The sequence below is a fragment of the Paenibacillus sp. LHD-117 genome (genome assembly GCF_030929555.1).
GTDB lineage: Bacteria > Bacillota > Bacilli > Paenibacillales > Paenibacillaceae > Pristimantibacillus.
The window spans coordinates 102,552-126,027 of record NZ_JAVFVT010000021.1; the positions used below are offsets into that span (position 1 = coordinate 102,552).

The 23,476-nt window shown below is 56.0% G+C and carries 21 protein-coding genes; 8 read left to right on the forward strand and 13 right to left on the reverse strand.

The genetic code is table 11. The annotated features are described in order from the left end of the window. The first annotated feature begins 99 nt into the window (after positions 1–99). Positions 100–1,005: an ABC transporter ATP-binding protein gene (locus RB620_RS17540; protein WP_308096436.1), complete on the forward strand. Its 906-nt coding sequence runs from the start codon at positions 100–102 to the stop codon at positions 1,003–1,005. Between the two features lie 4 nt (positions 1,006–1,009). Then, positions 1,010–2,131: an ABC transporter permease gene (locus RB620_RS17545; RefSeq protein ID WP_308096438.1), complete on the forward strand. Its 1,122-nt coding sequence runs from the start codon at positions 1,010–1,012 to the stop codon at positions 2,129–2,131. Between the two features lie 143 nt (positions 2,132–2,274). On the opposite strand, the gene RB620_RS17550 is transcribed toward RB620_RS17545, so the two are convergent. The 3 genes from RB620_RS17550 to RB620_RS17560 all read right to left on the reverse strand — a co-directional run bounded on the left by RB620_RS17550 (position 2,275) and on the right by RB620_RS17560 (position 6,283). Further along, entirely contained in the window at positions 2,275–3,318 is a 1,044-nt protein-coding gene (locus RB620_RS17550) for a cation diffusion facilitator family transporter (protein WP_308096440.1), read from the reverse strand. 261 nt (positions 3,319–3,579) lie between these two features. Next, entirely contained in the window at positions 3,580–3,948 is a 369-nt protein-coding gene (locus tag RB620_RS17555; protein WP_308096442.1) for an ArsR/SmtB family transcription factor, read from the reverse strand. A gap of 61 nt (positions 3,949–4,009) precedes the next feature. Further along, a complete protein-coding gene (locus RB620_RS17560; RefSeq protein ID WP_308096444.1) occupies positions 4,010–6,283 on the reverse strand; it encodes a glycoside hydrolase family 95 protein in 2,274 nt (757 codons plus the stop codon). 173 nt (positions 6,284–6,456) lie between these two features. On the opposite strand from RB620_RS17560, the gene RB620_RS17565 reads away from it, so the two are divergent. Continuing rightward, complete coding sequence (locus tag RB620_RS17565) at positions 6,457–6,618, forward strand: hypothetical protein (RefSeq protein ID WP_308096446.1); 162 nt, start codon at positions 6,457–6,459, stop codon at positions 6,616–6,618. Between the two features lie 50 nt (positions 6,619–6,668). Further along, positions 6,669–7,313: a metal-dependent hydrolase gene (locus RB620_RS17570; protein ID WP_308096448.1), complete on the forward strand. Its 645-nt coding sequence runs from the start codon at positions 6,669–6,671 to the stop codon at positions 7,311–7,313. 120 nt (positions 7,314–7,433) lie between these two features. On the opposite strand, the gene pruA is transcribed toward RB620_RS17570, so the two are convergent. From pruA to RB620_RS17610, 8 genes are all read right to left on the reverse strand, one after another. Then, the gene (pruA, locus tag RB620_RS17575; protein WP_308096450.1) at positions 7,434–8,981 is read right to left on the reverse strand and encodes an L-glutamate gamma-semialdehyde dehydrogenase; all 1,548 of its coding nucleotides are present in this window, start codon (positions 8,979–8,981) and stop codon (positions 7,434–7,436) included. A 324-nt stretch (positions 8,982–9,305) separates the two neighbouring features. After that, positions 9,306–9,605, reverse strand: coding sequence for a DUF6509 family protein (locus RB620_RS17580; RefSeq protein WP_308096452.1), 300 nt, complete (start codon positions 9,603–9,605; stop codon positions 9,306–9,308). Between the two features lie 122 nt (positions 9,606–9,727). Next, entirely contained in the window at positions 9,728–10,660 is a 933-nt protein-coding gene (locus tag RB620_RS17585; protein WP_308096454.1) for a manganese-dependent inorganic pyrophosphatase, read from the reverse strand. A gap of 422 nt (positions 10,661–11,082) precedes the next feature. Next, positions 11,083–12,804 carry a methyl-accepting chemotaxis protein gene (locus RB620_RS17590; RefSeq protein ID WP_308096456.1) on the reverse strand — a complete coding sequence of 574 codons (1,722 nt, stop codon included), beginning with the start codon at positions 12,802–12,804 and terminating at the stop codon, positions 11,083–11,085. Positions 12,805–12,992: 188 nt separating this feature from the next. After that, positions 12,993–13,349, reverse strand: coding sequence for an OsmC family protein (locus RB620_RS30360; RefSeq protein WP_374121419.1), 357 nt, complete (start codon positions 13,347–13,349; stop codon positions 12,993–12,995). Positions 13,350–13,549: 200 nt separating this feature from the next. Continuing rightward, positions 13,550–14,443 (reverse strand): sugar phosphate isomerase/epimerase family protein, encoded by an 894-nt coding sequence (locus tag RB620_RS17600; protein WP_308096459.1) that lies wholly within the window; start codon positions 14,441–14,443, stop codon positions 13,550–13,552. 68 nt (positions 14,444–14,511) lie between these two features. Beyond that, entirely contained in the window at positions 14,512–15,369 is an 858-nt protein-coding gene (locus tag RB620_RS17605; RefSeq protein ID WP_308096461.1) for a sugar phosphate isomerase/epimerase family protein, read from the reverse strand. Continuing rightward, positions 15,366–16,424 (reverse strand): Gfo/Idh/MocA family protein, encoded by a 1,059-nt coding sequence (locus RB620_RS17610; RefSeq protein ID WP_308096463.1) that lies wholly within the window; start codon positions 16,422–16,424, stop codon positions 15,366–15,368. Before RB620_RS17610 ends, RB620_RS17605 begins: the two co-directional genes overlap by 4 nt. Before the next feature lie 159 nt (positions 16,425–16,583). Between RB620_RS17610 and RB620_RS17615 the strand changes: the two genes are divergently transcribed. Then, the gene (locus RB620_RS17615; protein ID WP_308096465.1) at positions 16,584–17,453 is read left to right on the forward strand and encodes an AraC family transcriptional regulator; all 870 of its coding nucleotides are present in this window, start codon (positions 16,584–16,586) and stop codon (positions 17,451–17,453) included. A gap of 185 nt (positions 17,454–17,638) precedes the next feature. On the opposite strand, the gene thrC is transcribed toward RB620_RS17615, so the two are convergent. Continuing rightward, complete coding sequence (gene thrC, locus RB620_RS17620) at positions 17,639–19,036, reverse strand: threonine synthase (RefSeq protein ID WP_308096467.1); 1,398 nt, start codon at positions 19,034–19,036, stop codon at positions 17,639–17,641. Between the two features lie 220 nt (positions 19,037–19,256). Here thrC and RB620_RS17625 point away from each other — a divergent pair, with 220 nt between their 5' ends. The 3 genes from RB620_RS17625 to RB620_RS17635 are packed head-to-tail and all read left to right on the forward strand — an operon-like array spanning position 19,257 to position 22,446. Then, on the forward strand, positions 19,257–19,856 hold the full coding sequence (locus RB620_RS17625) for a DUF4358 domain-containing protein (protein WP_308096468.1): 600 nt from the start codon (positions 19,257–19,259) through the stop codon (positions 19,854–19,856). A 10-nt stretch (positions 19,857–19,866) separates the two neighbouring features. Further along, a complete protein-coding gene (locus tag RB620_RS17630) occupies positions 19,867–21,273 on the forward strand; it encodes an MBOAT family O-acyltransferase (protein WP_308096470.1) in 1,407 nt (468 codons plus the stop codon). 18 nt (positions 21,274–21,291) lie between these two features. After that, positions 21,292–22,446, forward strand: coding sequence for a DHHW family protein (locus RB620_RS17635; RefSeq protein WP_308096472.1), 1,155 nt, complete (start codon positions 21,292–21,294; stop codon positions 22,444–22,446). A 91-nt stretch (positions 22,447–22,537) separates the two neighbouring features. Here the strand turns inward: RB620_RS17635 and RB620_RS17640 are convergent. Beyond that, the coding region (locus tag RB620_RS17640) for a group II intron reverse transcriptase/maturase (RefSeq protein ID WP_308096474.1) at positions 22,538–23,476 on the reverse strand (939 nt) is incomplete at its 5' end.

Sequence of the window (23,476 nt, forward strand, 5' to 3'; positions counted from 1 at the left end):
TTATGTTTTACAATCAAGTCATATGTATAGGTACTGGAACGACACCGCTACCCTATCCGAAGGAGTGATTTCGTAATGCCCGTATTGGAAGTTTCAAATTTGAAAAAGTCTTTCGGCTCCGTCCACGCGGTCGAGGACATTAGCTTCGAGGTGGAAGCCGGTGAAATTTTCACCATCATCGGACCGAACGGAGCCGGCAAAACGACGACCCTGGAAATGATCGAAGGACTGCTGCCTCCAGACGCGGGCGAAATCTCCTTCGGCGCGATGAGATGGTCCAGGAACGGAGACCAGATCAAAAAAAACATCGGCGTCCAGCCGCAATCCAGCGCCCTGTTCGATCTGCTCACCGTGGAGGAGAACCTCCGGCTGTTCGCCACCTTCTACGATAAGTCGCGCCCCGTGACGGAAATCATGGAGATGATCAACTTAACGGATCAACGAGGCCGGCACGTGAAGAAGCTGTCGGGCGGGCAGAAGCAGCGGCTCGCGATCGGACTTGCCATGGTTAACGATCCGGACATTATTTTCCTGGACGAACCTACGACCGGCCTGGATCCGCAAGCACGACGGAACATTTGGGACATTATTTTGAGGCTGAAGCAAATGGGCAAAACGACGATTTTGACGACGCACTATATGGAGGAGGCGGAGAAGCTGAGCGACCGCGTCTGCATCGTGGATCAAGGCAAAGTCGTCACGCTCGACACCCCGTCCGCGTTGATCGAGCGCCTGACGAAGGAACGCGAAGTGCGCCTGTCGCTCATGGACGGCGAACAGGCCGCTATCGATACGGAGAAGGTGGCGCAGCAGCATCCCGCCGTCGTCAAGACGCAGAGAGAGCATTCGTCGCTCCAGCTGTGGACGACGCAGCCGGAGGACACGCTATATGAGTTGTTCGGCTATACGAAGGACCGCGGGTTCCGCGTAGAACAAATTTCGATTCGCGAGATGAGCCTGGAGGACGTCTTTATCGCCTTCACGGGCAAGGAATGGAGGGACTGACAAGATGGCTGCCAAACAATTCGGAGCGATGTTCGCCGCTCATCTGAAGATGATGTTCCGGGAGAAGCAGGTCTGGTTTTGGAGCGTCTTTTTCCCCGTCATCCTGATGGTGCTGTTCATGATCATATTCGGGGGAGGCGGAGACAGCGACAACTTCAAAGCGAAGATTGCCGTGGTGGATGCCGCGCCGAACGCTTCCTCCGGCATGCTGCTCGAGCAGATGAAGCAAATTCCGATTCTCGAATTCAAGCAAGAAACGCCGGTCACGCTGGAGCAGGGCAAGAAGTGGGTCGAGGAGAAAGAGATCGACGCGCTCATTTTGCTTCCGGAGATCGAAGGAACCGCCGAGGTACAGCTCGTCGTCAACCGCGAGAACGAAGGAGGCGCTACGACGCAAGCCGTCTCGAGCCTGATGAACCAATTCGTCCAGCAGGCCAATCTGGCCGCTGCCGGCGCGACGCCTACCTACACGCTCAAAATGGAATCGATCACGACGGCCGCCGAGGACACGAGCTATTCCGATTTCCTGCTCACCGGCATGATCGGCCTGTCCATCGCGCAAGGCGGGCTGTTCGGCATGGGCGACCTCGTCGACATGCGCAAGCGCGGGCTGCTCAAGCGACTTCGTATGACGCCTGCCCGAATGGGCTTGTTCGGGCTCTCCAGCATGATCGTACGCCTGATGCTCGGCGTCATCCAAATTACGATTCTGGCCGCGGTAGGCGTTTACGGCTTCGGCGCGAGTCTTCATATCAACGTCTTCAGCCTTGCGATCGCCTTCTTCGCCGGCGCGCTTGTCTTCAACGCAATGGGGTATCTGTTCTCTTCCTTCAGCAAAACGATGGAAGCGTACATGGGCATGGCGAATATCGCGAGCATGCTGATGATGTTCCTGAGCGGCATTTTCTTCCCGGTCAATACGTTGCCGGAATGGTTGCAAGTTGTGCCGAAAGTATTGCCGCTCACCTATTTCGTCGAAGGCATGCGCGACGGTCTTATTTATGCGGAAGGCATCGCGTCATCGAACTTCTGGATCGGCATGGGCATCATGGCCGCATGGGGCGTCGTTTGCTTCCTGCTCGCGGCACGACTTTACAAATCGAAATCGATCGCGGCTACGAGGTAGCTGATGATTCAAGCGACTGTACCTCTATCAAAAACGTCAACCCGGTGAGATGCCGGGTTGACGTTTTTTTGATGTTCCTTTTGCGGAGAAAGGCTGTTGGCAGAGCGGCTAAGTCGTGCTCAGCGCCTCGTCTTGGCAACGGACTACACTTTCAGCTCCGGATGGCGCAGACCCGCTTTCTCGATCTGGATCGTGGCATGCTCTACGCCGAACCGATCCGCCAACACGCCGATCACCTCCTGAAGGATATCCTGCTCTTTTGCGTCGTCCTCGACCTTCAGGTGGCAGGACAAGGCATCCATGCCGGATGTGATCGTCCAGATGTGCATGTCGTGAACCTCCTTCACCCCCGCGATCTCCCGCAGCGAAATCTCCACCTCGGCCGGATCGACGGACGGCGGCGTGCCTTCCATCAGGATGTGGACCGTGGAAGCGATGACGCCCCACGCCCCCTTCAGGATAAGCAGCGCGACAACGACGCTGATGATCGGATCCGCAATGTACCAGGAAAATAACAACATCAGCAGCCCCGCCACGATGGCGCCGACCGATCCTAGCGCGTCACCCAACACATGCAGATAGGCGCTGCGCACGTTCAGATTATCTTTGACATCGCCCTTCCGCATGAGGAACCAAGCGCTGATGAGGTTGGCTAGCAAGCCGATGCCCGCAATGACCATCATCGAACCACTGGCCACCGTCGGCGGGTTGCCGAAACGCTCGATCGCTTCGGCGATGATGAAACCCGCGATGACGAACAACGTGACTCCGTTCAGCAAAGCGGCCAATATTTCGAACCGGTAGAAGCCGTACGTCCGCTTTCGGGAAGGCGGCCTCGCGGCGAACCACATGGCGACAAGGCTAAGTGCGAGCGCGCCCGCGTCGCTCAGCATATGGCCGGAATCGGAGAGCAAGGCAAGCGATTTGGTCAGGAGCCCGCCGACAAATTCGAGTATCATGATGCCCGAAGTAATCAAAAGCGCGATCGCGAGCCCAGCTTTATTGTTCGGGCCGTGGGAATGTCCATGGCCGTGATGATGGTGGCCATGCGAGTGCCCGTGAGAATGCCCGTGAGAGTGCCCGTGTGCATGGCCATGCGAGCTGTCGCTCTCGTGAAGATGGTCGCAATGATGATCTTTATTATTCTCCTGTTTGCCATGATTTCCCGTTTGATCAGGGTTGCTCATGCATATTCCTCCTTGTGGCTTTGCTTTCCGTCTAACTAATATATGAATATATGCTCATATGTATTATATATTTTTCTATTCTTGACCGCAACCCACTTTTTACTAGTTCCCTAATCGCGGGGAGTCATGCAAGCCGAATATGCTTTTTTCCGTTCGCACGCACGGCGCTTCCTCGTCGCCAGGTTCTCAAGGCAAGCAAAAAACGCATGAGGACCTGGCCTGTCTAAGGCCATGGTCTTCATGCGTTTCCGGCGTCTTCCGTTATTCGTGCCTCAAGTGCTGCAGCGTAAGAACAAAAAGCTGCTCGACATGATCGTCGTCGAGCGAATAAAAAACCGTCTTGCCTACTTTGCGTCGCTTAACGATGCGCATGTTCCGCAGCAAGCGCAGCTGATGGGAAACCGCAGACTGCCCCATCTCCAGCACCTGCGTCAAATCATGCACGCACAGCTCGGATTGAAGCAGCGCATGGATGATCTTCACCCGCGTCGGATCGCCGAGCGCCTTGAACAAGTCCGCCAGCTCCGAAGCCGCCGCATCGTCGACCAGCTTCTTCTTTACTTCCGCAATATCGGCAACCGTACCTGCGCATGTATCGTCGCACGCAGCCGGAATCGTTACGTTATCCACTTGGGCATCCCCACCATATCGTTAATCGAATATGCCCATTATAACATGCAAGCGAAGGAAGTCATACCTGAGGGTTCGCGGCGGCGTGTACAAAATCCGCTGCCGTTAGCGAAACACGCTCTCCTGCGGCGAGCGACAACAAGACCTCCTCGCCGGCGTACCGGAATCTGTAATCGCCGCCCGCCTCCGAGCGGATCACCGCCTCCGTCAGTTCCCCGTCCCGCCACTCGAGGTCGACGACGCAGCCTCCCCGCGCGCGCAATCCGGTCGCTTTGCCCGATGGCCAAGCTTGCGGCAGCGCCGGCAGCAGCGCGATCTCCCCGCGATGGGATTGCAGCAGCATTTCCGCCACGGCGGCAGTGCCGCCAAAATTCGCGTCGATCTGGAACGGCGGGTGATCGCCGAACAGATTCGGATGAACCGACTTCGCGAGCAGCGCGGTCAAATGCTCGAACGACTGTTCACCGCTGCCGAGCCTCGCCCAGAATTGGATGATCCATGCCCGGCTCCAGCCGGTATGCCCGCCGCCGTTCGCCAGTCTCCCAAGAAGCGTCGCCTCCGCGGCGGCCGCGAGCGCCGGTTCATGCCGAGGCGTAATCTGCTCGCCGGGATGGAGCGCGAACAGATGCGAGATATGGCGGTGGCCCGGCTCCACTTCTTCATAGTCCTCCGCCCATTCCATCAGCCCGCCGTTTCGGCCGACCTCCGGCTCCGGCAATCGGGCAAGCGCGCCCGTAAGCTCTGCCTCGAACACGGCCTCCTCCTCGTCCATGCCAAGAACATGGATCGCTTCCAGGCAAGCCGTGAACAAAGCAAACGCGATCTGCGAATCCATCGACGGTCCGACGCATAACCTTCCCGTCTGCCCGCTCGGCAGACGGTAAGTGTTCTCCGGCGACAGGGAAGGAGCCGTCACGAGTCTGCCCCTCGCGTCCTCTACCAGGAAGTCGAGCAGGAACAAAGCGGCCTCCTTCAACGTCGGGTACGCGCGGGCTCTCAGAAATTCCTTGTCCATGCCGTAGCGGTAATGTTCCCACAGATGAAGCGCCAGCCAAGCTCCGCCCATCGGCCAGATGACCGCAGGCATGTACAGGCCGATCACGTTCGTCTCGGCCCACAGATCCGTCGCGTGATGCGCGGCAAATCCTCGAGCTCCGTAGACTTCCTTGGCCGTAGCCCTGCCGTTCTCCCGGAGCCGGTCGAGCAGATCGAACACCGGCTCATGGCATTCCGCCAAGTTGCCTATTTCGGCCGGCCAATAATTCATTTGCAGGTTGATATTCAAGTGGAAGTCGCTTTCCCATGGCGGCATATGGCTCTCGTTCCATACGCCCTGCAGATTGGCGGGTAGCGAGCCGGGCCGCGAACTTGCGATCAGCAAATACCGGCCGTACTGGAAGAATAGCGAGAACAGACCGTGATCGGCCTCTCCGTCCCGGAACCGGGACAGCCGCTCGTTCGTCGGGGGCTGCTCTGATTCGTTCGCGCTGCCTAACTCCAGCGACACCCGGCCGAATAATTCCACGTAATCGCGGACGTGATCCCGCCGCACGGCCTCGTAACCTTTGGCCGCAGCCGCTTCCAGTGCTCCCATGCACGCCTCGTAAGGGTCCTCGCTGCGGAAAGTGGTTGCTGCCGCTATGTACAGAGTAACCGAATCGGCGGCATCTACGCACAGGTAATCGCCGACGGTCTTCGCGCTTCCTCCTTCGGCGACGATCCTGACCGCGGCGCAATATCGCACGCCATCCGGACCGCATTGCCCGGTCATGCACACCGTATGCCCCAGCCCGCGCGTCTCCCCGTCGAACGGTCTACGGATCAGATTCGCGTCAAAGGACAGCGTTCCCGGCGCGTCGGCCGTTAATCGGATCGCGATCACGCCATCCGCATGACTCGCGAGCGCTTCCCGCAAGTATCGAACGTCTCCATCGTTATAGCCGATTTTTACGATGCCCTCAGTCAGATCGAGTTCCCTAGTATAGGCGGCATAGTCAAGCGGCATCCCGCGGAACGCGATATTAAGATCGCCCAGCGTCTGGTACGGCCCAATATGCTTCGGAGTCGAAGTGAGCGCCGTCTTGGCCATTCTCTCCGCTTCTTCCAGCCGCCCCGCGAACAGCAGCGACCTGATTGCCGCCAAGCTTTCGCCCGAATCCGGATTTCTCCGTTCGACGGGCCCCCCGTACCATAACGAATCTTCGTTAAGCTGAATCCGTTCCTCTTGAACGCCTCCGAATATCATCGCGCCAAGCTTGCCCGATCCGATGGGCAGCGCTTCCACCCATTGCCGAGCCGGTTCGGTGTACCATAGTTTTTCGTTATTATTCGCCATTCGAAGCATCTCCTCGCTTAGTCGTTCCTTTCATTATATAAATTCTAGCTTTGAAAGAAGCAGAGCAATTCGGGATATATGCGGGTAAAATTATCACTTTGTCGAGGTCTGGTTTCATCGGAAGCGGTCATCTACTATAATAATAGGATACGAACGGACAGAGGGGGCAGGGCATGTTCACGCTGAAGGAAAAAGTGTATCTGCTGAAGCTGCTGCAATCGCAAAAACGGAAATCATGGCTCGGGCTAGGACAGAAGGATCCCGTACATGACAAACTCGTGGAGAAGCTGGAACAGATGGTTCGCAACGAACAGGTCAACAAGGAACATCTCTAGTAAATCGCAATCATCAATCATCGTCAGTCACAGGAAAGGACTTATCGATCATGACAGGAAAAACGCATCTAATCATCGGCGCGCTCATCGGCGGCGCGGCGGCGGCAGCCTATTCTCCCGGGTTGGAGGATAGCCTGCTCTTTATCGGCGTATCCGCTTTCTCCGCGCTGGCCGCGGATCTCGACGGACCCAGCATGTTGAGCAGCAAGCTGACCAAGCTCAGCAGGCGGATCAGGGAGCTCGCGCTGTGGGGAGGCGTTATTTATCTCGCCATAACCGCCTACCTCTATTTCAGCGGCCAGCCGCTCTCGCCGCTATGGGCCGGAGGCAGTATCGCCGCAATCCTAATCGGTCTCGTCATGAAACAAGGCGCCATACGCAACGCGCTCGTCAGCGCCGTAGGGCTTTACCTGATCTACCACGGCGCCATTCACGAGCAGGTATGGCTAATCGGCCTCGGCGCGTTCGTCGCTTGGGCGCCATGGCTGAAGCATCGCGGCATGACGCATACGCTTTGGATCTTGCCGCTCTGGGGCTGGCTCGGCTGGGGACTGGAGCAGGAGCTCGGCGCGCCCGGTCTCGGCATGACCGCCATACTCGGATACCTCTCCCATCTCGTCGCGGATACGTTGACGCCCAGCGGGGTCAAGTGGCTGTATCCGCTCATCAAAAAATCGTTTAAGCTTCGCCTCTAATCCACCATCTTCCGCATGGAAAGGGTCAATCGCGCAAAAGAGCCATCCCGCCGCCGCGCCAAGCGACGATGGGATGGCTTCTTTTTTCATTTCTCGTTTGCCTCGTCATGACACCATCGGTCAAAACCGCTCCGAGACGACCTTCGGTTGAGTGAACAGCAGCAGATAGTCCCGGCCTCCCGCCTTCGAATCGGTGCCGGACATATTAAATCCTCCGAAAGGATGGACGCCGACGAGCGCCCCCGTGCATTTGCGGTTGAAGTACAGATTGCCGACATGGAATTCCTCGCGCGCGCGTTCAAGCCGGCTGCGGTTGCGGGAGATGACCGCCCCGGTCAGGCCGTACTCCGTATTGTTCGCGATGTCGAGCGCCGCCTCGAAGTTCGCCGCCTTCAGGATCGCGAGCACCGGCCCGAATATTTCCTCCTGCGCGATCTGGGCGTAAGGCTCCACGTCCTGGATAATGGTCGGCTCGATGAAATAACCGGCGCTGCTTCCCTTGTTGCCGCCGTAGATAAGCGTGCCCTCGGATCGGCCGATCTCGATGTATTTCAAAATATTAATGTACGCCCGCTCGTCGATGACTGGCCCAATGTACGTCGACTGCTCGGTGGGCCTGCCCATCTTGAGCATCCGCGTCCGCTCCACGACCTTCTTGATGACGGTGTCGTAGACCGACTCGTGCACGACCGCTCTGGAGCAAGCGGAACACTTCTGCCCGGAGTAGCCGAACGCGGAAGCCGTGATCGCGTCCGCCGCCAAATCCAGATCCGCATCCTCGTCCACGATGATCGTATCTTTCCCGCCCATCTCCGCGATGACGCGTTTGATCCACTTCTGATCCTGGCGCGCGGCGGCCGCCTTCTCATTAATGCGAAGACCAACCTCGCGCGAGCCCGTGAAGCAAATGAACCGCGTGAGCGGATGCTCCACCAGGAAATCGCCAATGTCGCTGCCCGCCCCCGGCAAATAATTAACGACGCCATCGGGCAGACCGGCATCCTCCAGCAGCTCGACAAACTTGGCCGCAATGACGGCCGTCGGACTTGCGGGTTTCAGCACGACGGTGTTGCCCGCCACGACAGACGCCATCGTCATGCCGGCCATGATCGCCAGCGGGAAATTCCACGGCGGGATGACAACCCCTACCCCGAGCGGAATGTAGACAAGCTCATTGTCCTCACCCGCTAACGGCACTAGTGGCTGGCGCTCCGCAAGCCGCTCCATTTCCCTCCCGTAGAACTCCATAAAGTCGATCGCTTCGGCCGTGTCGGCGTCCGCCTCCGCCCAGCCCTTGCCCGCTTCGTACACGAGCCATGCGGAGAATTCGTGTTTGCGCCTTCGCAGAATGGCAGCCGCCTTGTACAGCACCTTCGCCCTGGCGGGCGCAGGCACCCGCTTCCAGCCGTCGAAGGCAGCGGCCGCCGCCAATATCGCTTTATGGGCATGCTCCGTCTCCGCTTGCGAGACCATACCGATCAATTGGGTGTATTGCGATGGATTAATCGATTTGCGCTTCGTAATCGTTTCGATCCGGTCGGAGCCGATCTTCAGCGTGTATTCGCGCCCAAGCTCGGATTCCACTTGCAAAAGCGCAGCTTGAAAATCTGCGATATTGTCGCTGCTGCCGAAGTCGGTGAACGGTTCGTTGCGGAACGGCTCTCGCATACGCTTCTCCCCCTCAAACATGGAAATGACTTACAGAGGTTGTTCAAAAAGTCCACTTTTGATCACGAAGCTAACCAGGAAGCGTATTCGACATCGAATCTTGAATTCAGCCGGAACCTCCGGTGCTCACGTAGCTATCACTACGCTCCGCTCCTCATTTCCTAGCTTCTTTCAACCTTCTCGGTGCTGAAAACCGGACTTTTTGAACACGCACTTATAGCTTACATGTAAAGGGCTTATGATGAAGGTTATGCGGAGACCGGCCTACAAATGAGAAAAACTCATTTCGAAGTACTCCAGGGATGATCGACCGCGTTTAAGCGGCTACTCTTCGATCGGCATTTCCAGCTGTTCCTTGCAGAACGCGTCGACCGCCTGCTCCTCTTCCTCTTCCATCTCCATGTCCAAATAGTGATTGGAAGCCGCGATCAGGAACTCATATTTTACGATTCGCGAGCTATCGTTTTCCTTCATGTAGACGACTCGAAGTCTGACTCCTTCCTCCTGGTACAGCTCGTCATCCTCGTCCACTTCCAAATCCAACATAAACTCGTACCGCTCTCCCGGTAAAATGCCATAAGGATCTCTGATTTTTTCGACGGTGTATTCCGTAATTTTGAACATGCGCTCGTTCGCTCCTTCATGATCGTTAATGAACGCAAAGGCAGCCCGAAACTCGTATGCGATGCGATACGAAGCTCCAGGGCTGCCTCACGGTTAATGGCTAAATCAATGAATCTCGTTTATTACTCGGCGCTCAGCGTTTCCGTCAGCGGAGGAACGATTTGCGATTTGCGGGATACGACGCCTTTGAGCAATGCTTTGTTGTCGCTCAGCGTCACGTTGAACGCCTTCTCCACACTGCCGGCTTTGCTGCCGAGCGCTAGTCCGATGGAGTCGTTGTTCAGGATGTCCGTTACGACGAGCAGGAACAGGTCAAGGCCTTTAGCCGCGATAATGCCGTTCAGCGCTTCTTCGAGCTCCGCTTGGCGGTTCAGCACGTCGTTCGTGTCAACTGCGTTCACTTGCGCGATCTCGACTTTGTAGCTGCCCATCGAAAATTCCTTCGCGTCGATGGAGATCAGCTGTTCGATCGTTTTGTCGCTCAGATCCGCACCCGCTTTGAGCATGTCGAGTCCGTAAGCGTCGGCGTCGACGCCCGCGATCGCTGCCAGCTCGCGAGTCGCCGCAACGTCTTGCTCCGTGCATGTCGGGGATTTGAACAGCAGGGAATCCGAAATGATGGCGGATAACATCAGGCCCGCGATTTCTTTGCGGATCTCGACACCGTTTTCCTTGTACAGCTTGTTCAGGATCGTTGCCGTGCAGCCTACCGGCTCGGCGCGGAAGTAGAGCGGTCCAGCCGTTTCGAAATTCGCGATGCGGTGGTGGTCGATGACTTCAACCACGCGCACTTTGTCGATATCGTTAGCGCTTTGTTGGCGCTCGTTATGGTCAACCAGGATAACTTCCTTCACTTCGTCGGCAACGTTCTCGACCAGGCGAGGAGCCTCGATGCCGAAGTAGTTCAATGCGTATTGCGTCTCGCCGTTGATCTCGCCCAGGCGTACCGCTTCTACGTCCGCGCCCAGCTTGCTCTTCAGCTCCGCATATGCGATTGCCGAAGTAATTGTGTCCGTGTCCGGGTTTTTGTGTCCGAAAATAAACGTTTTTGCCATGATCCATACTCCCTTAATCGTTATTGATCCGCCGATTGCCGATTCCGCCTCCGAGCCGGACCTGTTTAACTAATTGTACACTAATTGATATACGTTCAAAAAGTTCGGTTTTCAGCACCGAGAAGATTGAAAGAAGCTAGGAACTGAGGAGCGGAGCGTAGCTGGAAGCTACGTGAGCACCTGCAATGTTTCCGAAGGAAACATACTTCGAAAGCATTCGCTTAGGTCCGGCTGAATTCAAAATTCGATGTCGAATATGCTGCTTGCTTTACATCGTGATCAAAAGCGGACTTTTTGAACAACCTCTATTACCGATTATAACTGTTAGTTCTCCGTATTCCTATACCTTTACACCGAATTATGCAAAAAAGAAGGGACCGGCCCTCCCGCGCGGAGCGGATTGGCGGTCCTGAAGCTGCTTGCTAGACGATAAACCGCTTGTTCAGCGAATCCAGCTCGTTCGAAATATGGCGCAGCGACTCCGCCGAAGCGGCTACCTCGTCCATCGAGACGATCTGATCGCCGGAGCTCGTCGCGATCCCTTGGAAGTGAATCGCAGCATGGCGGGAGATTTGCTCCATCTCTTCCACGGACGCCGCCACCTCCTCCGATTCCGCCGATACTTCCTGCGAGGCCGCAGATACCTCTTGGAGCTGACGGTTCACATGGTCGAGCCCGTCCACGATCGCGTAGAACGTCTCTCCCGCTTCTTTTACGATGCCGATGCCGCCGATGACTTTGTCCGTGTTGCCGGCCATCTCGGCGGAGAGTCGCGCCGTCTCGTCCTGCGTCTTCGCGATCATCTCCGAGATTTGAACCGCGAACGTCTGGGACTGCGCCGCCAGCTTGCGCACCTGCTCCGCCACGACGGCGAATCCTCTGCCGTTCTCGCCCGCGTGCGCGGCTTCGATTGCCGCATTCAGCGCGAGCAAGTTCGACTGCGCGGCGATATCCGACATAACCGACGAGATGTCCCCGATCTCGTCCGACCGGCTTTCCAATCGTTTCATCGCGGCAAGCATATGCTCCGCCGCGGCTCCGATCGCTTCCATTTCCGAAATCGCCGCGCCGATTAACGCCTTGCCGCGGTCAGAATGCTCCTTCGTCTCCTGGGCGACATCGGATACGACCGCAGCCGATTCGGTTATGCGAAGCATGCTGCGCGTGACGCCTTCTACCGCTCTCGTCATGTCCGAAGCGCGATTCACCTGCGTCTGCACACCGCTGGATGCGTCATGGATGCTCGCTGCGATATGTTTGCTCGCTTCCGTCGTGCTTCTGGCATGGCGCGATACATCCTCCGATGCGGACAGCAGGCGCTCCGAGTTGTCCCGCATGTTCCGGATGACGGATCGCGTATTCGCGACCAGCTGTTGGAACGTATGGGCCAGTGCGCCGATCTCGTCCTTGCGGGTTACCGGGATGTCTACCGTCATGTCCCCTTCTCTTACTTTGGCGACGGTATTCGTCAATTGCTGCAGCGGGCGCGTCAAGTAGCTCGCGAGCGCGATGACGAGCGCGATTCCCGCGGCTACGATGCCTACGGCGACGTAAAGCGTCGTCTTCGTATTAGCGGACATGAGCGCGAACACCTTCGTCGCGTCGAAGTCGGCCCCGACGACGCCGATCAAATTGCCTGCGCTGTCTTTAAGCGGCACGTACGCCGTAACGGTCGCGCCGTATTCCGCGTCGTTCGTCAATTCCCCGATGACGGGGGCCCCCGTCTCGAACGCTTGTATCATGCCGGGATATTCGTTATCCTCTCGCGTTCCGATCGGGGAAAAGTCGTCCTCTGCCACGTCGGCGGGTGCTCCGTCGACCATATAGTAATAATAAGATTCCCCGTTCTCTTCGCCGCGTCCGAGCGTGTAGAGATATTTGAGGCCGTTCGCCTCCCGCAGCCCGTTCAGCTTCGCACGGAGCTCGCGATAATAATTGGTCTCCCCACTTTCCGCAGTGAGGCCCGCATACGCTGAAGGGTCAACGAGCTTCGCAGCGCTCTCCGCCACCAACTGCGCCTGCGCGCCTAACGAGTTTTCGACGAGGCTCATCGATGACCGGTAGATCGTGAAGCCAAGTACGGCAACCGCCGCAATGATGAGACAAGAAAAAAACAAAACCATTCGCGTTAACAATCGATTCAAGCCTAGTGCCCCTTCCCGAGTATGTACGTTTATCTGACACTATTTCACAAGATTCGATAACGCTTCCGCCAGCAAAATCTAGAAAACATCGCCATTTTCTTTACCAATATGAAAAGCCAGAAGCAGCAATTTCAATTGCCGCTTCTGGCGATCTATGGTCTGGATATGCTTAGGCTGATGCAGGCTGATCAACCAACAACATTCGTGATGACCTCGATGTTGCCGCGAGTGGCTTTGGCATAAGGGCAAACCTTATGAGCTTCCGCGACGACGTCCTCGGCTATGCTGGTTTCCACGCCTTTAATCGCGATGTCGAGCGTGATGGCCAGTACATAACCGTCGTTCGCAACCTTGCCGAGCGTTACATGAGAAGCAATGTTCGTACCTTCCGCATTGATTTTCTTCATTCTAAGAACGGTACCGATCGCGCCTTCGAAACATGCGGCCCGTTGCGCACCGGAAGTGGGTTGTGAGCACGGTTTTTCGTACACATTCGGCCCGTTGCGCCTCGGATGGGCGTTGTGAGCACGATTTTTCGTACACATTCGGCCCGTTGCGCCCCGGAAGTGCGTTGTGAGCACGGTTTTTCGTACACATTCGGCCTGATACGGCCCGGATGGGCGTTGTGAGTACGATTTTTCGTACACATTCGACCCTTGCGGCCCATTTAGACAAAGAAAAGCTGCCCCTAAAAGTGTTTACTTCTGGGACAGCCTCTAATAATCGTCCGTTCACCTATCTAGCGTTAACCTCTATATTGTTTCAGGAAGTCGACCGCGAGCTTGATATCCTTCTCCGGGCTTGTGCCTACTTCTCTCTCGATGGTCAGGTACCCTTTGTAGCCAATATCGTTCAGCGCCTGCAGGTAGCCGTTCCAGTCGACCTTGCCTTCGCCGAGCGGCACTTCACGGAACGTCGGGCCGGTCTCCGCCATCTTGGCGATTTTGTCGTGGTCGAGCCCCGCTTCGTAGCCGTAGAAGCCGTATACGTCGCGGGGATCGATGAATTCCGCCAGCTTGATGCCATCCTTGGCATGGGTATGCACGATGTAATCCTTCAGCGTGTAGACGCCTTGCACCGGATCGTCGCCCGTCACCATGACCATGTTCGCGGGGTCGAAGTTGACCGACACGCCTTTCGTGCCGAGCGTATCGAGGAACGACTTCAAATGCGAAGCCGGCTCCGGTCCGGTCTCGATCGCGAAGTACGCATTCATGTCGCTGGCGAACCGGCTCAACTCCACGCAAGCCTCGTGCATCGTCTCGTAGACGCGGCTGTTCCGGTCATCCGGCACGATGCCGATATGCGTCGTCACGATGTTTGTGCCGAGCTCGAGACCAAGCTCCAAAATCCGCTTCGACTTGTCGATCTTCTCCCGGTTCAGCGAGGCATCCTGGAAGCCGTGACCGCCCAGGTCGCCAACGAGTGCCGAAATCTCGAGGCCAAGCGACTGAATGTAATCCTTTAGCTCCTTGCGAGCCGAGGACGATAGATTCGCGGGATCCATCTCGCCCTTGATCGCGTAGATTTGCACGCCGTCCGCTCCGACCTGCTTCGCTTTCAGCAAACCTTCCCTCACGCCAACTTTAAAGCTGTCGACGATAACCCCGATATTGTTCGTCATGATCGGTTTACTCATCCCTTGGCACGCTCCTTTAAGAGGTAGTTCAAAAAGTCCGCTTTTTGATCTCGCATTTTAATCAAGCATTAAAGTTGTTCCCATGTTTGTTTCACGTAGTCGAACGCCAGCTTTGTTCCTTTGCGGCATTCTTCCATGCCTTCGAACTCGATCGAAACATATCCGTCGTACCCGCTCTCTTTCACGATCCGAAGTACGTTCGGCATGTCGATGTCGCCTTGGCCCGCGATCGCTCCGCGCAAGTAGTTGCCGCCGGACGACTTGAACCAGCCTTCCCCCGGATAACGGTACGATGGTCGGACGTAGAAGTCCTTCACGTGTACCATCGAAGCCAGGGCGATATTATTGGCGACAGCCCTCGAAGGGTTCTCGTCCGCGCAAAGGAAATTGCCCACGTCCAGCGTCGTGCGGAAATTGTCGCGGCCAACCGCTTGAACTAGCGCTTGCACGCGGTCGCTCTGCTGAACGAAGTACCCGTGATTCTCCACGCTAGTCGTAATGCCGAAGCTCGCGGCGTAATCAGCGATCTCGCGGCAAGCCTCGACCAGCTTTGGCAGCTGAGCCAGGAAATGCCCGATGGACAGATCCTGCGAAGACGCGACATCATGCCGCATCCGATTCATGCCGAGCGCCGCGCAGACGTCGACCTCGCGCTTCACCCGCTCAATCTCTTCCCGCAGCGCCTGGCCTTCCTTGTCCGCGAAATTCGCGCCGATCGCGTAATTGGACAGCTCCAATCCGTTCGAAGCCGCCGCGCCGCGAATCGTCTCGATAAGCGACGGATCTTCGATCAAGCTGAACCCGAGCGGTACGATCTCGACATGCTCGGCGCCGATGCTGCCGATGTAGTCGATAACGCCTTCTACCGTAAGCTCGCCCGAGGCGAACGCCTGATGCAGGCTGTACGTGCTGACTCCGAGCTTCATAGTCTCACCTCGGCGCCTTTGGCTGCCGATTCGTAGATGCCGCACAGAATTTTCATGATTTCGACGCCGTCCTCGACCGGGCTGATCGGTTTCGTGCCATTGCGGACGTTGTCCACAAAGTGGTTAATCTCGTTTTGGAAGGCGGCCTCGAAACCGAATCCTTTGTGATCCGTCTGCGGGATCGCGTTGACGATCCGGTTGTTCATCTCCGTCACGAACGTCGTCTCCGGCTCGATCTCCATGCCGCCTTTGTCGCCGTACAGACGAATCGACGTTTCATCCTGCTTCGCGTGCAGCGTGAAGCTGACGTCGACCATCAGGGACGCGCCGTTCTCGAAGCGGATGAGCGCGTTCGCCATGTCTTCGACCGTGTTTTTGCCGGCGTCATAGTCCGCTGCCTTGTAGAACGACAAGTTCTGGATGTTCGAGCGATTGCCGAGCTTGCGGTACGTGTTCGCGCTGACGGATACCGCCTTCGGACGGCCCATCATGTACCAGCAAATATCAATGGCATGCACGCCGATATCGATCAGCGGACCGCCGCCGGAACGTTCGATATCCGAAAACCAGCCGCCGGGATTGCCAAGGCGCCGGAAAATCGTTGCTTTCGCGTAATAGATTTCGCCGAGCTGGCCTTCTTCCACCAAAGAACGAAGGAATTGGCCGTTCGGGTCGTACCTGCGCACGTAACCGACTTGCAGAATTCGGCCCGTTTCCTCGACGGCGCGCTGAACCTCGAGCGCTTCCTCGACCGTGCGGCACAGCGGTTTCTCCACGAGCACGTGCTTGCCCGCGCGAACGGCCGCGATGCTGATCTCCGCGTGCGTGTTGTTCCAGGTGCAGATGCTGACGGCTTCCACGTTCGGATCCGCGAGCAGCTCCCGGTAGTCCGTATATACTTTGGTTGCGCCGTATTTCTCCGCCGCTTCCTTGGCGCGTTCCTCGTTCAGATCGCATACCGCGTAGACGGTCGCGTCCGGATTGTTTTTATAAGCATTCAAATGCAACGATGAGATTGAGCCCGTTCCGATAACGCCGATTTGTACAGGTGACATTTCCGATCTCTCCTTGTCATTTCTTAAGTATAGGGATGATATCCGCTTAAGCTTTGGCATGTATACACTTCCGTATTATAATGGAATCAGAAACGTAAGCCATGCAAAGCCGTGCGGATTATTTGCACATTTGTGCTGCGGAGAAATGGGAGGATCGCCATGTTAGATAATTTCGAAAATTTGCGAGAGCCGATGAACATGCCCGATCCGCGATTCCCGGTCAAAGTGCACCGGACGTACTTCGAGCATGCCGGCACGACGTTATTTCCTCATCACTGGCACGCGCATCTTGAATTTCAATTTATAGAAGCAGGGGAAGCCGTCATCGAATGCGGAACGACCCAGTATGAAGTGCGGCCCGGTGATCTGATCGTCGTGAATAGCAATGAGCTTCATCATGGAGTGAGCAGGTCATCTGATTTGTTCTACTATGCCCTAATCGTGGATACCTCCTTGCTGCACAGCCAGTTCGCAGATGCCGCCGAGACCAAGTTTATCGCGCCGATTATCCAGAACCGGATCCTGTTCCGCAATCATATTCGAGGCAATCCGGAAGCCAACGCCTGCGTCCTCTCCATCGCCCATGAGCTGAAAACCCGCTCGTTCGGCTTCGAGCTCGCGATCAAGTCCGAGCTGTACCGCTTGCTCACGCTGCTGCTCAGAGGACATGTGGCCAGCGTTCTGACCAAAGACGAATACGCGGAGCGGATGAAAAACATTAAACGGTTCGAACCCGTTCTTCATTATATCGACCTTAATTTCAAAGAACCTCTGACGGTCGAGCTGCTTGCCGATGTCGCTGGCCTCAGCCGCTACCACTTCAGCCGTCTGTTCAAGCATTTGACGGGCCGCACCGTAACCGAATACGTGACCGCGGCCCGTCTCGACAAGGCGGAATACATGCTTCGACATTCGCCGCTGACCGTATCCGAAATCGCCGTTGCCACTGGCTTCAACGATATTTTTTATTTCAGCCGCACGTTCAAGAAACATAAGAAACAATCCCCATCCAAGCTCAGGGAAGGATAAGTTGCATCTCCATGGAACAGCCTTTAAGTCTCTGTGCATGTCTTCCCCAGCTAATGGAAACACTTGATTCAAAAGAAAAGCGCAAAAAAGAGCTGTCCCGGCAGGTCGTGGCGACCTTCGAGACAGCCCATCTTTTCATGAATCGGGCTCGCATGTATGCGTATGTTTCCGCCTGTCGAAAGAAATTAGGCGTTATAAAACTTATCCAGCTCCGCTACCACGTCTTCCAGCTTGCCGTCCACGAGGGTCTGGCGCTGCGGCTTATCGAACAGCGCGGAAATTTCCGCCGGGAACTTCTGCTCGATACCGCATAGCCGGATCGCTTCGTCGAACTTCGCTGGATGCGCCGTCGCCAGCGAAATGTTGATTTCGCCTTCATCCGTGCATTTCTCCACCGCGGCGACGCCGCAAGCCGTATGCGGATCCAACAGGTAGCAATATTTGGCCTGATAGTCGGAGATCGTATCCAGGCATTCTTGTCCGTCCACACCGTATGCGGCGAACTCCGATTGCACCTTGCGGAGCGCTTCTTCCGGGATCGAAATTTCGCCCTCCGTCTTGAACTGCTCCATCAGGCGGTTCACCTGCGCAGCGTCCTCTCCAAGCACGTAATACAAATACCGCTCGAAGTTGCTTGCCACTTGAATATCCATCGACGGGCTGTACGTCATGCGGAAATCGCCCGGCATATAGACGCCTTCGTGGATGAACCGTTCCAGAATGTTGTTCTCGTTCGTCGCGAGGATCAGCTTGCCGACCGGCAGGCCCATCCGCTTAGCAAGGTAACCGGCGAAGATATCGCCGAAGTTGCCCGTCGGAACGCTGAAGTTGACCGGCTCCCATTTGCCTGTCGCTTTCGAGACTTGGAAATACGAATAGAAATAATAAACCGTCTGCGCCAGAATGCGCACGAAGTTAATGGAATTGATCGCGGCCAAATGGTTCGCCGATTTGAAATCCAGATCCGCGAACAGCTCTTTGATCATGCGCTGGCAATCGTCGAAGTTGCCTTCCACCGACAAGTTCAGCACGTTGTCCTCTCGCACGGTCGTCATCTGCAGCTCCTGCACCTTGCTGACTTTGCCAGTCGGATGCAAAATGCAGATTTTAATGCCTTCCTTGCCCTTCACGCCTTCGATCGCAGAAGCGCCGGTATCGCCGGAAGTGGCGCCGAGAATATGAATTTTTTTGCCTTGTTTGGTCGCAACGTACGAATAAAATTGCCCCATGAATTGCAGAGCGATGTCCTTGAACGCGAACGTAGGGCCATGGAACAGCTCCAGCAGGTACAATCCGTCATGTATACGGCGCACGGGCGTGACCTCGGGATCGCGGAACGTGCCGTAGCTTGCCGCAACCATCTCCTTCAGATCGGCCTCGGGAATTTCACCGTTCGTGAAATACGAGAAAATCGCAAGCACCAGCTCCTGGTAGCTTAGCGACTGCCACTCCTTCAGCGTTGTTTCGGATAAGACCGGAATCTCGCTCGGCACCAGCAAACCTCCGTCGTCCGCCAGTCCCATCATGAACGCATCGATAAAGCCGATTTTGCCAATCTTGCCTCTAGTGCTGATATACTCCATTGTCGTCCTCCTACTTGCCTGCGCTCCACGCGCGGAATTGCTCTTTTATGCATTCTATCACAGATAGGACGTGATCTGCGACCCTTTTCCAACCGCGACTGGCTCCCGTAGCAAAAAAATCCATTGCGGACCTCCCTGCAACATTCCGCGAACCGTCCGCGTTAGTAGCGGTGTGCGCACAACCTAGAACCGACCAACACGATCACCAAGGAGATGGACAATGATGAAAAAACGAGTACTTAATATGCTAATGATCTTGGCGATGGGATTCGCGTTAGCCGCTTGCGGGGCGGACGCGGACGATACAGACAAAAACGGCGGCAGCAACGCGGGCAGCGCGACCGAATCGCCAGCCCCGGGCAACGACGGAACGAATGCCGGGGACGACTCGAACGTCGGCTCGAACGACTCGGGCGCGGGTGAAGAAACGGCCGGCGGAGAAGCCGCGGGCATGCTCGATGCCATATTGGCCAAGGTCGAGCAGCCGGCCCTGCTGCCGGTGGAAGGCGACATGGTGAAGGATCTGTATCATTTGGACGCCGCATTGTTCGAGGACTACGCGATCCGCACGCCGATGATGAACGTGAAGACCAACGAAATTTCGATCATTAAGGTGAAGGACGCGAAGGATATTCCGGCCGTCGAAGAGGGTCTCAAGCAGCGCGCCGCGGATGTGCAGAAGCAGTTCGAGACGTACCTGCAAGACCAATACGAAAACGCCAAAAACTTCAAAATCGTGACGAAAGGCCAATATGTCCTGTTTGTCATTTCCGAAGAAGCCGACGCGATCATCGCCGAATTCGAAGCTCAAGTGAAATAACGGAAGCCGCATGGTATTCAGCAGCTTACTGTTCCTGTTCCTGTTTCTGCCTGTCGTCTTGCTGCTGTATTATGCGTCGCCCTGGCGCGTCAAAAATCTCTTGCTATTCTTGGCGAGTCTCGTTTTCTATGCATGGGGCGAGCCGATTTACATCGCGCTGATGTTGTTCTCCACGCTGGTCGACTACTTCTTCGGCCTGATTCTAGACAGGCCGGGGACGAGCGCCAGGAGACGGAAGCTCGTGCTGATCGCTTCCGTCATCGTCAATTTGGGCGTGCTCGGATTTTTTAAATATGCCGACTTCCTCATCGCGAACGTCAACGCCTTGCTCGGAACGTCGATCCCGGCGACCGATCTGCCGCTGCCGATCGGAATTTCGTTCTATACATTCCAATCGATGAGCTACATCATCGATATTTACCGCGGGCAAGCGAAGGCGCAGCGCAACTGGATCGACTTCGCGACGTTCGTGGCTTTGTTCCCGCAGCTCGTCGCGGGACCGATCATTCAATACAATACGATCGCCGAGCAGCTGCGTAGCCGCAAGGTCGATGCCGCCATGTTCGCCGAAGGCATCCGCCGCTTCTCGCTGGGGCTCGCGAAGAAGGTGCTGCTCGCGAACAATATCGGCCTTCTTTGGCACGATGTTTCGTCCTCGGGAAGCTTCGATTCGCTGCCCGCCTTGACCGCTTGGCTCGGCATCATGGCGTTCGCCTTCCAGATTTATTTTGACTTTAGCGGTTATTCCGACATGGCGATCGGCCTCGGCCTCATGTTCGGCTTCCGATTTAACGAAAATTTCGACAAGCCGTATGCCGCGGCCAGCATCACGGACTTCTGGCGGCGCTGGCATATTTCGCTCGGCACCTGGTTCCGCGATTACGTCTATATCCCGCTCGGAGGCAACCGGCGCGGGCTGGCGAAGCAGCTTCGCAACATTTTGATCGTATGGATGCTGACCGGCATCTGGCATGGCGCAAGCTGGAATTTCCTGCTGTGGGGGCTGTATTTCGGCGTGATCCTCATTGCGGAAAAGCTGTTCATACTGCGTCTGCTGCAGCGTCTGCCAAGGTGGATCAGCCACGCCTACGCGCTGCTCCTAATCCTGATTGGCTGGGTGTTCTTCGCCTTCGAAGAACTGCCCGACGTTGCCGCCTACTTCGGTGCCATGTTCGCGGCGAACGGAGAATGGTGGGACCGCCATTCCGTTTACTTGCTTTATACCAACGCCATTTTGCTGGTCATGCTCGTGCTGGCCTCGCTGCCTTGGAAGCGCATGCGCTTAGGCGGTTCGATAACTCGCGGGTTCGGCTCTTCTGCCTATTTCGGACTTGCCTGGTATGCTGCGCTGCTGCTCATGTCCGTCGCTTACCTAGTCGACGCTACATTTAATCCATTCCTTTATTTCCGTTTCTAGCTTGGAGGCTTTGCAGACATGACGACCAAAACGACCGACCGCATTTACATCGGAGGTTTCCTAGCCCTGCTCGGAGGGATGCTGCTTCTCTTCGCGATCCAGCCGAAAACGATTTTCTCCGAGCTCGAGAACCGCAACCTGCAAGCCGTGCCCGAGCTTAATTGGGCTAATATTTGGTCGCAGCGATACGCCGAGGAAGCGGAGCTGTACGTCACCGATCACTTCCCGTTCCGTTCGGAATGGATCGCGGCCAAGTCGGTGCTGGAACAGCTGCGGCTGCAGAAGGAGAATAACGGCATCTACTTGGGAGATGACGGATATTTGTTCGAGAAGTTCGGCGAACCCGACTACGAGGAGCTAGGTGCGTACGCGGACGCCGTGAAACAATTCGCCGAGAACCATCCGGATTCGCAGATGACGTTCATGCTCGCTCCGAACGCGATCGGCCTGTACCCGCAGCGTCTGCCTTGGATGGCGGATGCGTATCCGCAGCGAGTCGTGAACGAATGGGTCGGAGCGCGGGTCGGGGATGCCTTGACGTTCCTTGACGGCTTCGCGTTCCTGCAGGAAGCAGCGTCCGAAGGCGATCGCCAGCTTTATTACCGTACCGACCATCACTGGACTTCCTATGGCGCATATCTCGCCTACCGGGCGTATGCGGAGCGAATGGGCTGGGAGCCGCTTCCCGAGGAAGCTTTCGACATCCGTACCGTGACGGAATCGTTCCTTGGAAGCTATCATACCAAAGGACAATTCGGCGGCGCGAAGCCGGATGCCATCCAAGTCTACGAACCGAAAAATGCCATCGGTACAGAGATGTTCAACGCCGATTCGGACGAGACGAAGATCAGCTTGTATGACGACAGCTTCTTGGCCAAGAAGGATAAGTACGCCTACTTCCAAGGCGGGGTGCATGCGCTCGTGACGATCAAGAGCGAGCTTAACCCGGCGGACGCAGACCTGGATAAGCTGTTGATCGTCAAAGATTCCTACGCCCACAGCGTCTTGCCTTTCCTCGCGAACCACGTCAAAGAAATCCATATGATCGACATTCGCTACTACAACGGCAACATCGGCGACTACATGGAACAGAACGGCATCGACGACGCCCTTCTGCTCTTCAACACCGCCACGTTCACGCAAGAGAGAGGGCTGTTGAAGCTGAAATATTAAGCCGTTCAGAAATCGAGTAGGCCTATGCGCATGCGCATAGGCCTCTCACAGATCCGGACTTGCGGGTCGTCGCATCCGGCTCCTCCAGTGATTATCCCCGTTGGGGATGAAGTTCTTTGCAAATCGTATAGAGACTGCATAGACCGATCTCGTCAAACCATCGGTTCGGCAACGCATATTGGGCATAGGTTGACATGGAGCTCCGCCATGCTGTCATGCGCATGCCCGGCATTTCCTTACTCCCCCATCCTCTTCTTCGCATTTCTCGATGCAGCTTCCTGATTTTCTTCCAGCTTCTCAGTTGTACCGCGCGCAACCGTCTTCTGATCCACGCATCCAATTCCTGAAATCGTCCCTTTATATCTCCCGTTCCGAAGTAGTTTCCCCAACCCCGCAAATAAGGGTTGAGCTTCTTCTTCACCAACTGCTCAACATTTACCGTCTGATTGCGTCTCGTGATCTCTTTCACTCGTTCTTTGAATTTCGCCATCGCTTTATCCGAAGGAGCCATTCGCTTCCCCGGTTTGAATTCATGACCGAGAAACACAAAGGACTCCCTCTTGCTGTTGACGATTTTCGTCTTCTCCGGGTGAACTTTCAGACCCATTTCTTTTTCAAGTAGTTTGACGACTGATTTTAGGACGCGCTCTGCTCCTTTTTGCGTTTTACAGCAAATAACAAAGTCGTCCGCGTATCGCGTCAAACGGTGACCTCGTTCGGTCATCACTTGATCCAGTGGGTGAAGGTAAATGTTGGCTAGCAAAGGGCTAATGACTCCGCCTTGCGGCGTTCCTTGCTCGTTCAGGTGATAGCTTCCATCATCCATGACCCCTGCCTTCAGAAATTCCTCCAGTAAGGTCAGCACGCTTCCATCGACCACCGTCTCTTTAACCTTGCCGATGAGTTTCTCGTGCGGGATGGTGTCAAAGTACGATTTCAAGTCGGCGTCGATCACGTAACGGTACCCGTCGTTCAAATCCGCTCGGATCTTTTCCAGTGCCATGTGCGCATTTCTTCCCGGACGAAAACC

Coding starts and splice junctions, on each gene's coding strand:
- RB620_RS17545 (WP_308096438.1), top strand. CDS start 1,010: ATGGCTGCCAAACAATTCGGAGCGATGTTCGCCGCTCATCTGAAGATG.
- RB620_RS17550 (WP_308096440.1), bottom strand. CDS start 3,318: ATGAGCAACCCTGATCAAACGGGAAATCATGGCAAACAGGAGAATAAT.
- RB620_RS17560 (WP_308096444.1), bottom strand. CDS start 6,283: ATGGCGAATAATAACGAAAAACTATGGTACACCGAACCGGCTCGGCAA.
- RB620_RS17565 (WP_308096446.1), top strand. CDS start 6,457: ATGTTCACGCTGAAGGAAAAAGTGTATCTGCTGAAGCTGCTGCAATCG.
- RB620_RS17570 (WP_308096448.1), top strand. CDS start 6,669: ATGACAGGAAAAACGCATCTAATCATCGGCGCGCTCATCGGCGGCGCG.
- pruA (WP_308096450.1), bottom strand. CDS start 8,981: ATGCGAGAGCCGTTCCGCAACGAACCGTTCACCGACTTCGGCAGCAGC.
- RB620_RS17580 (WP_308096452.1), bottom strand. CDS start 9,605: ATGTTCAAAATTACGGAATACACCGTCGAAAAAATCAGAGATCCTTAT.
- RB620_RS17585 (WP_308096454.1), bottom strand. CDS start 10,660: ATGGCAAAAACGTTTATTTTCGGACACAAAAACCCGGACACGGACACA.
- RB620_RS30360 (WP_374121419.1), bottom strand. CDS start 13,349: ATGTGTACGAAAAATCGTGCTCACAACGCCCATCCGAGGCGCAACGGG.
- RB620_RS17600 (WP_308096459.1), bottom strand. CDS start 14,443: ATGAGTAAACCGATCATGACGAACAATATCGGGGTTATCGTCGACAGC.
- RB620_RS17605 (WP_308096461.1), bottom strand. CDS start 15,369: ATGAAGCTCGGAGTCAGCACGTACAGCCTGCATCAGGCGTTCGCCTCG.
- RB620_RS17610 (WP_308096463.1), bottom strand. CDS start 16,424: ATGTCACCTGTACAAATCGGCGTTATCGGAACGGGCTCAATCTCATCG.
- RB620_RS17615 (WP_308096465.1), top strand. CDS start 16,584: ATGTTAGATAATTTCGAAAATTTGCGAGAGCCGATGAACATGCCCGAT.
- thrC (WP_308096467.1), bottom strand. CDS start 19,036: ATGGAGTATATCAGCACTAGAGGCAAGATTGGCAAAATCGGCTTTATC.
- RB620_RS17625 (WP_308096468.1), top strand. CDS start 19,257: ATGATGAAAAAACGAGTACTTAATATGCTAATGATCTTGGCGATGGGA.
- RB620_RS17630 (WP_308096470.1), top strand. CDS start 19,867: ATGGTATTCAGCAGCTTACTGTTCCTGTTCCTGTTTCTGCCTGTCGTC.
- RB620_RS17635 (WP_308096472.1), top strand. CDS start 21,292: ATGACGACCAAAACGACCGACCGCATTTACATCGGAGGTTTCCTAGCC.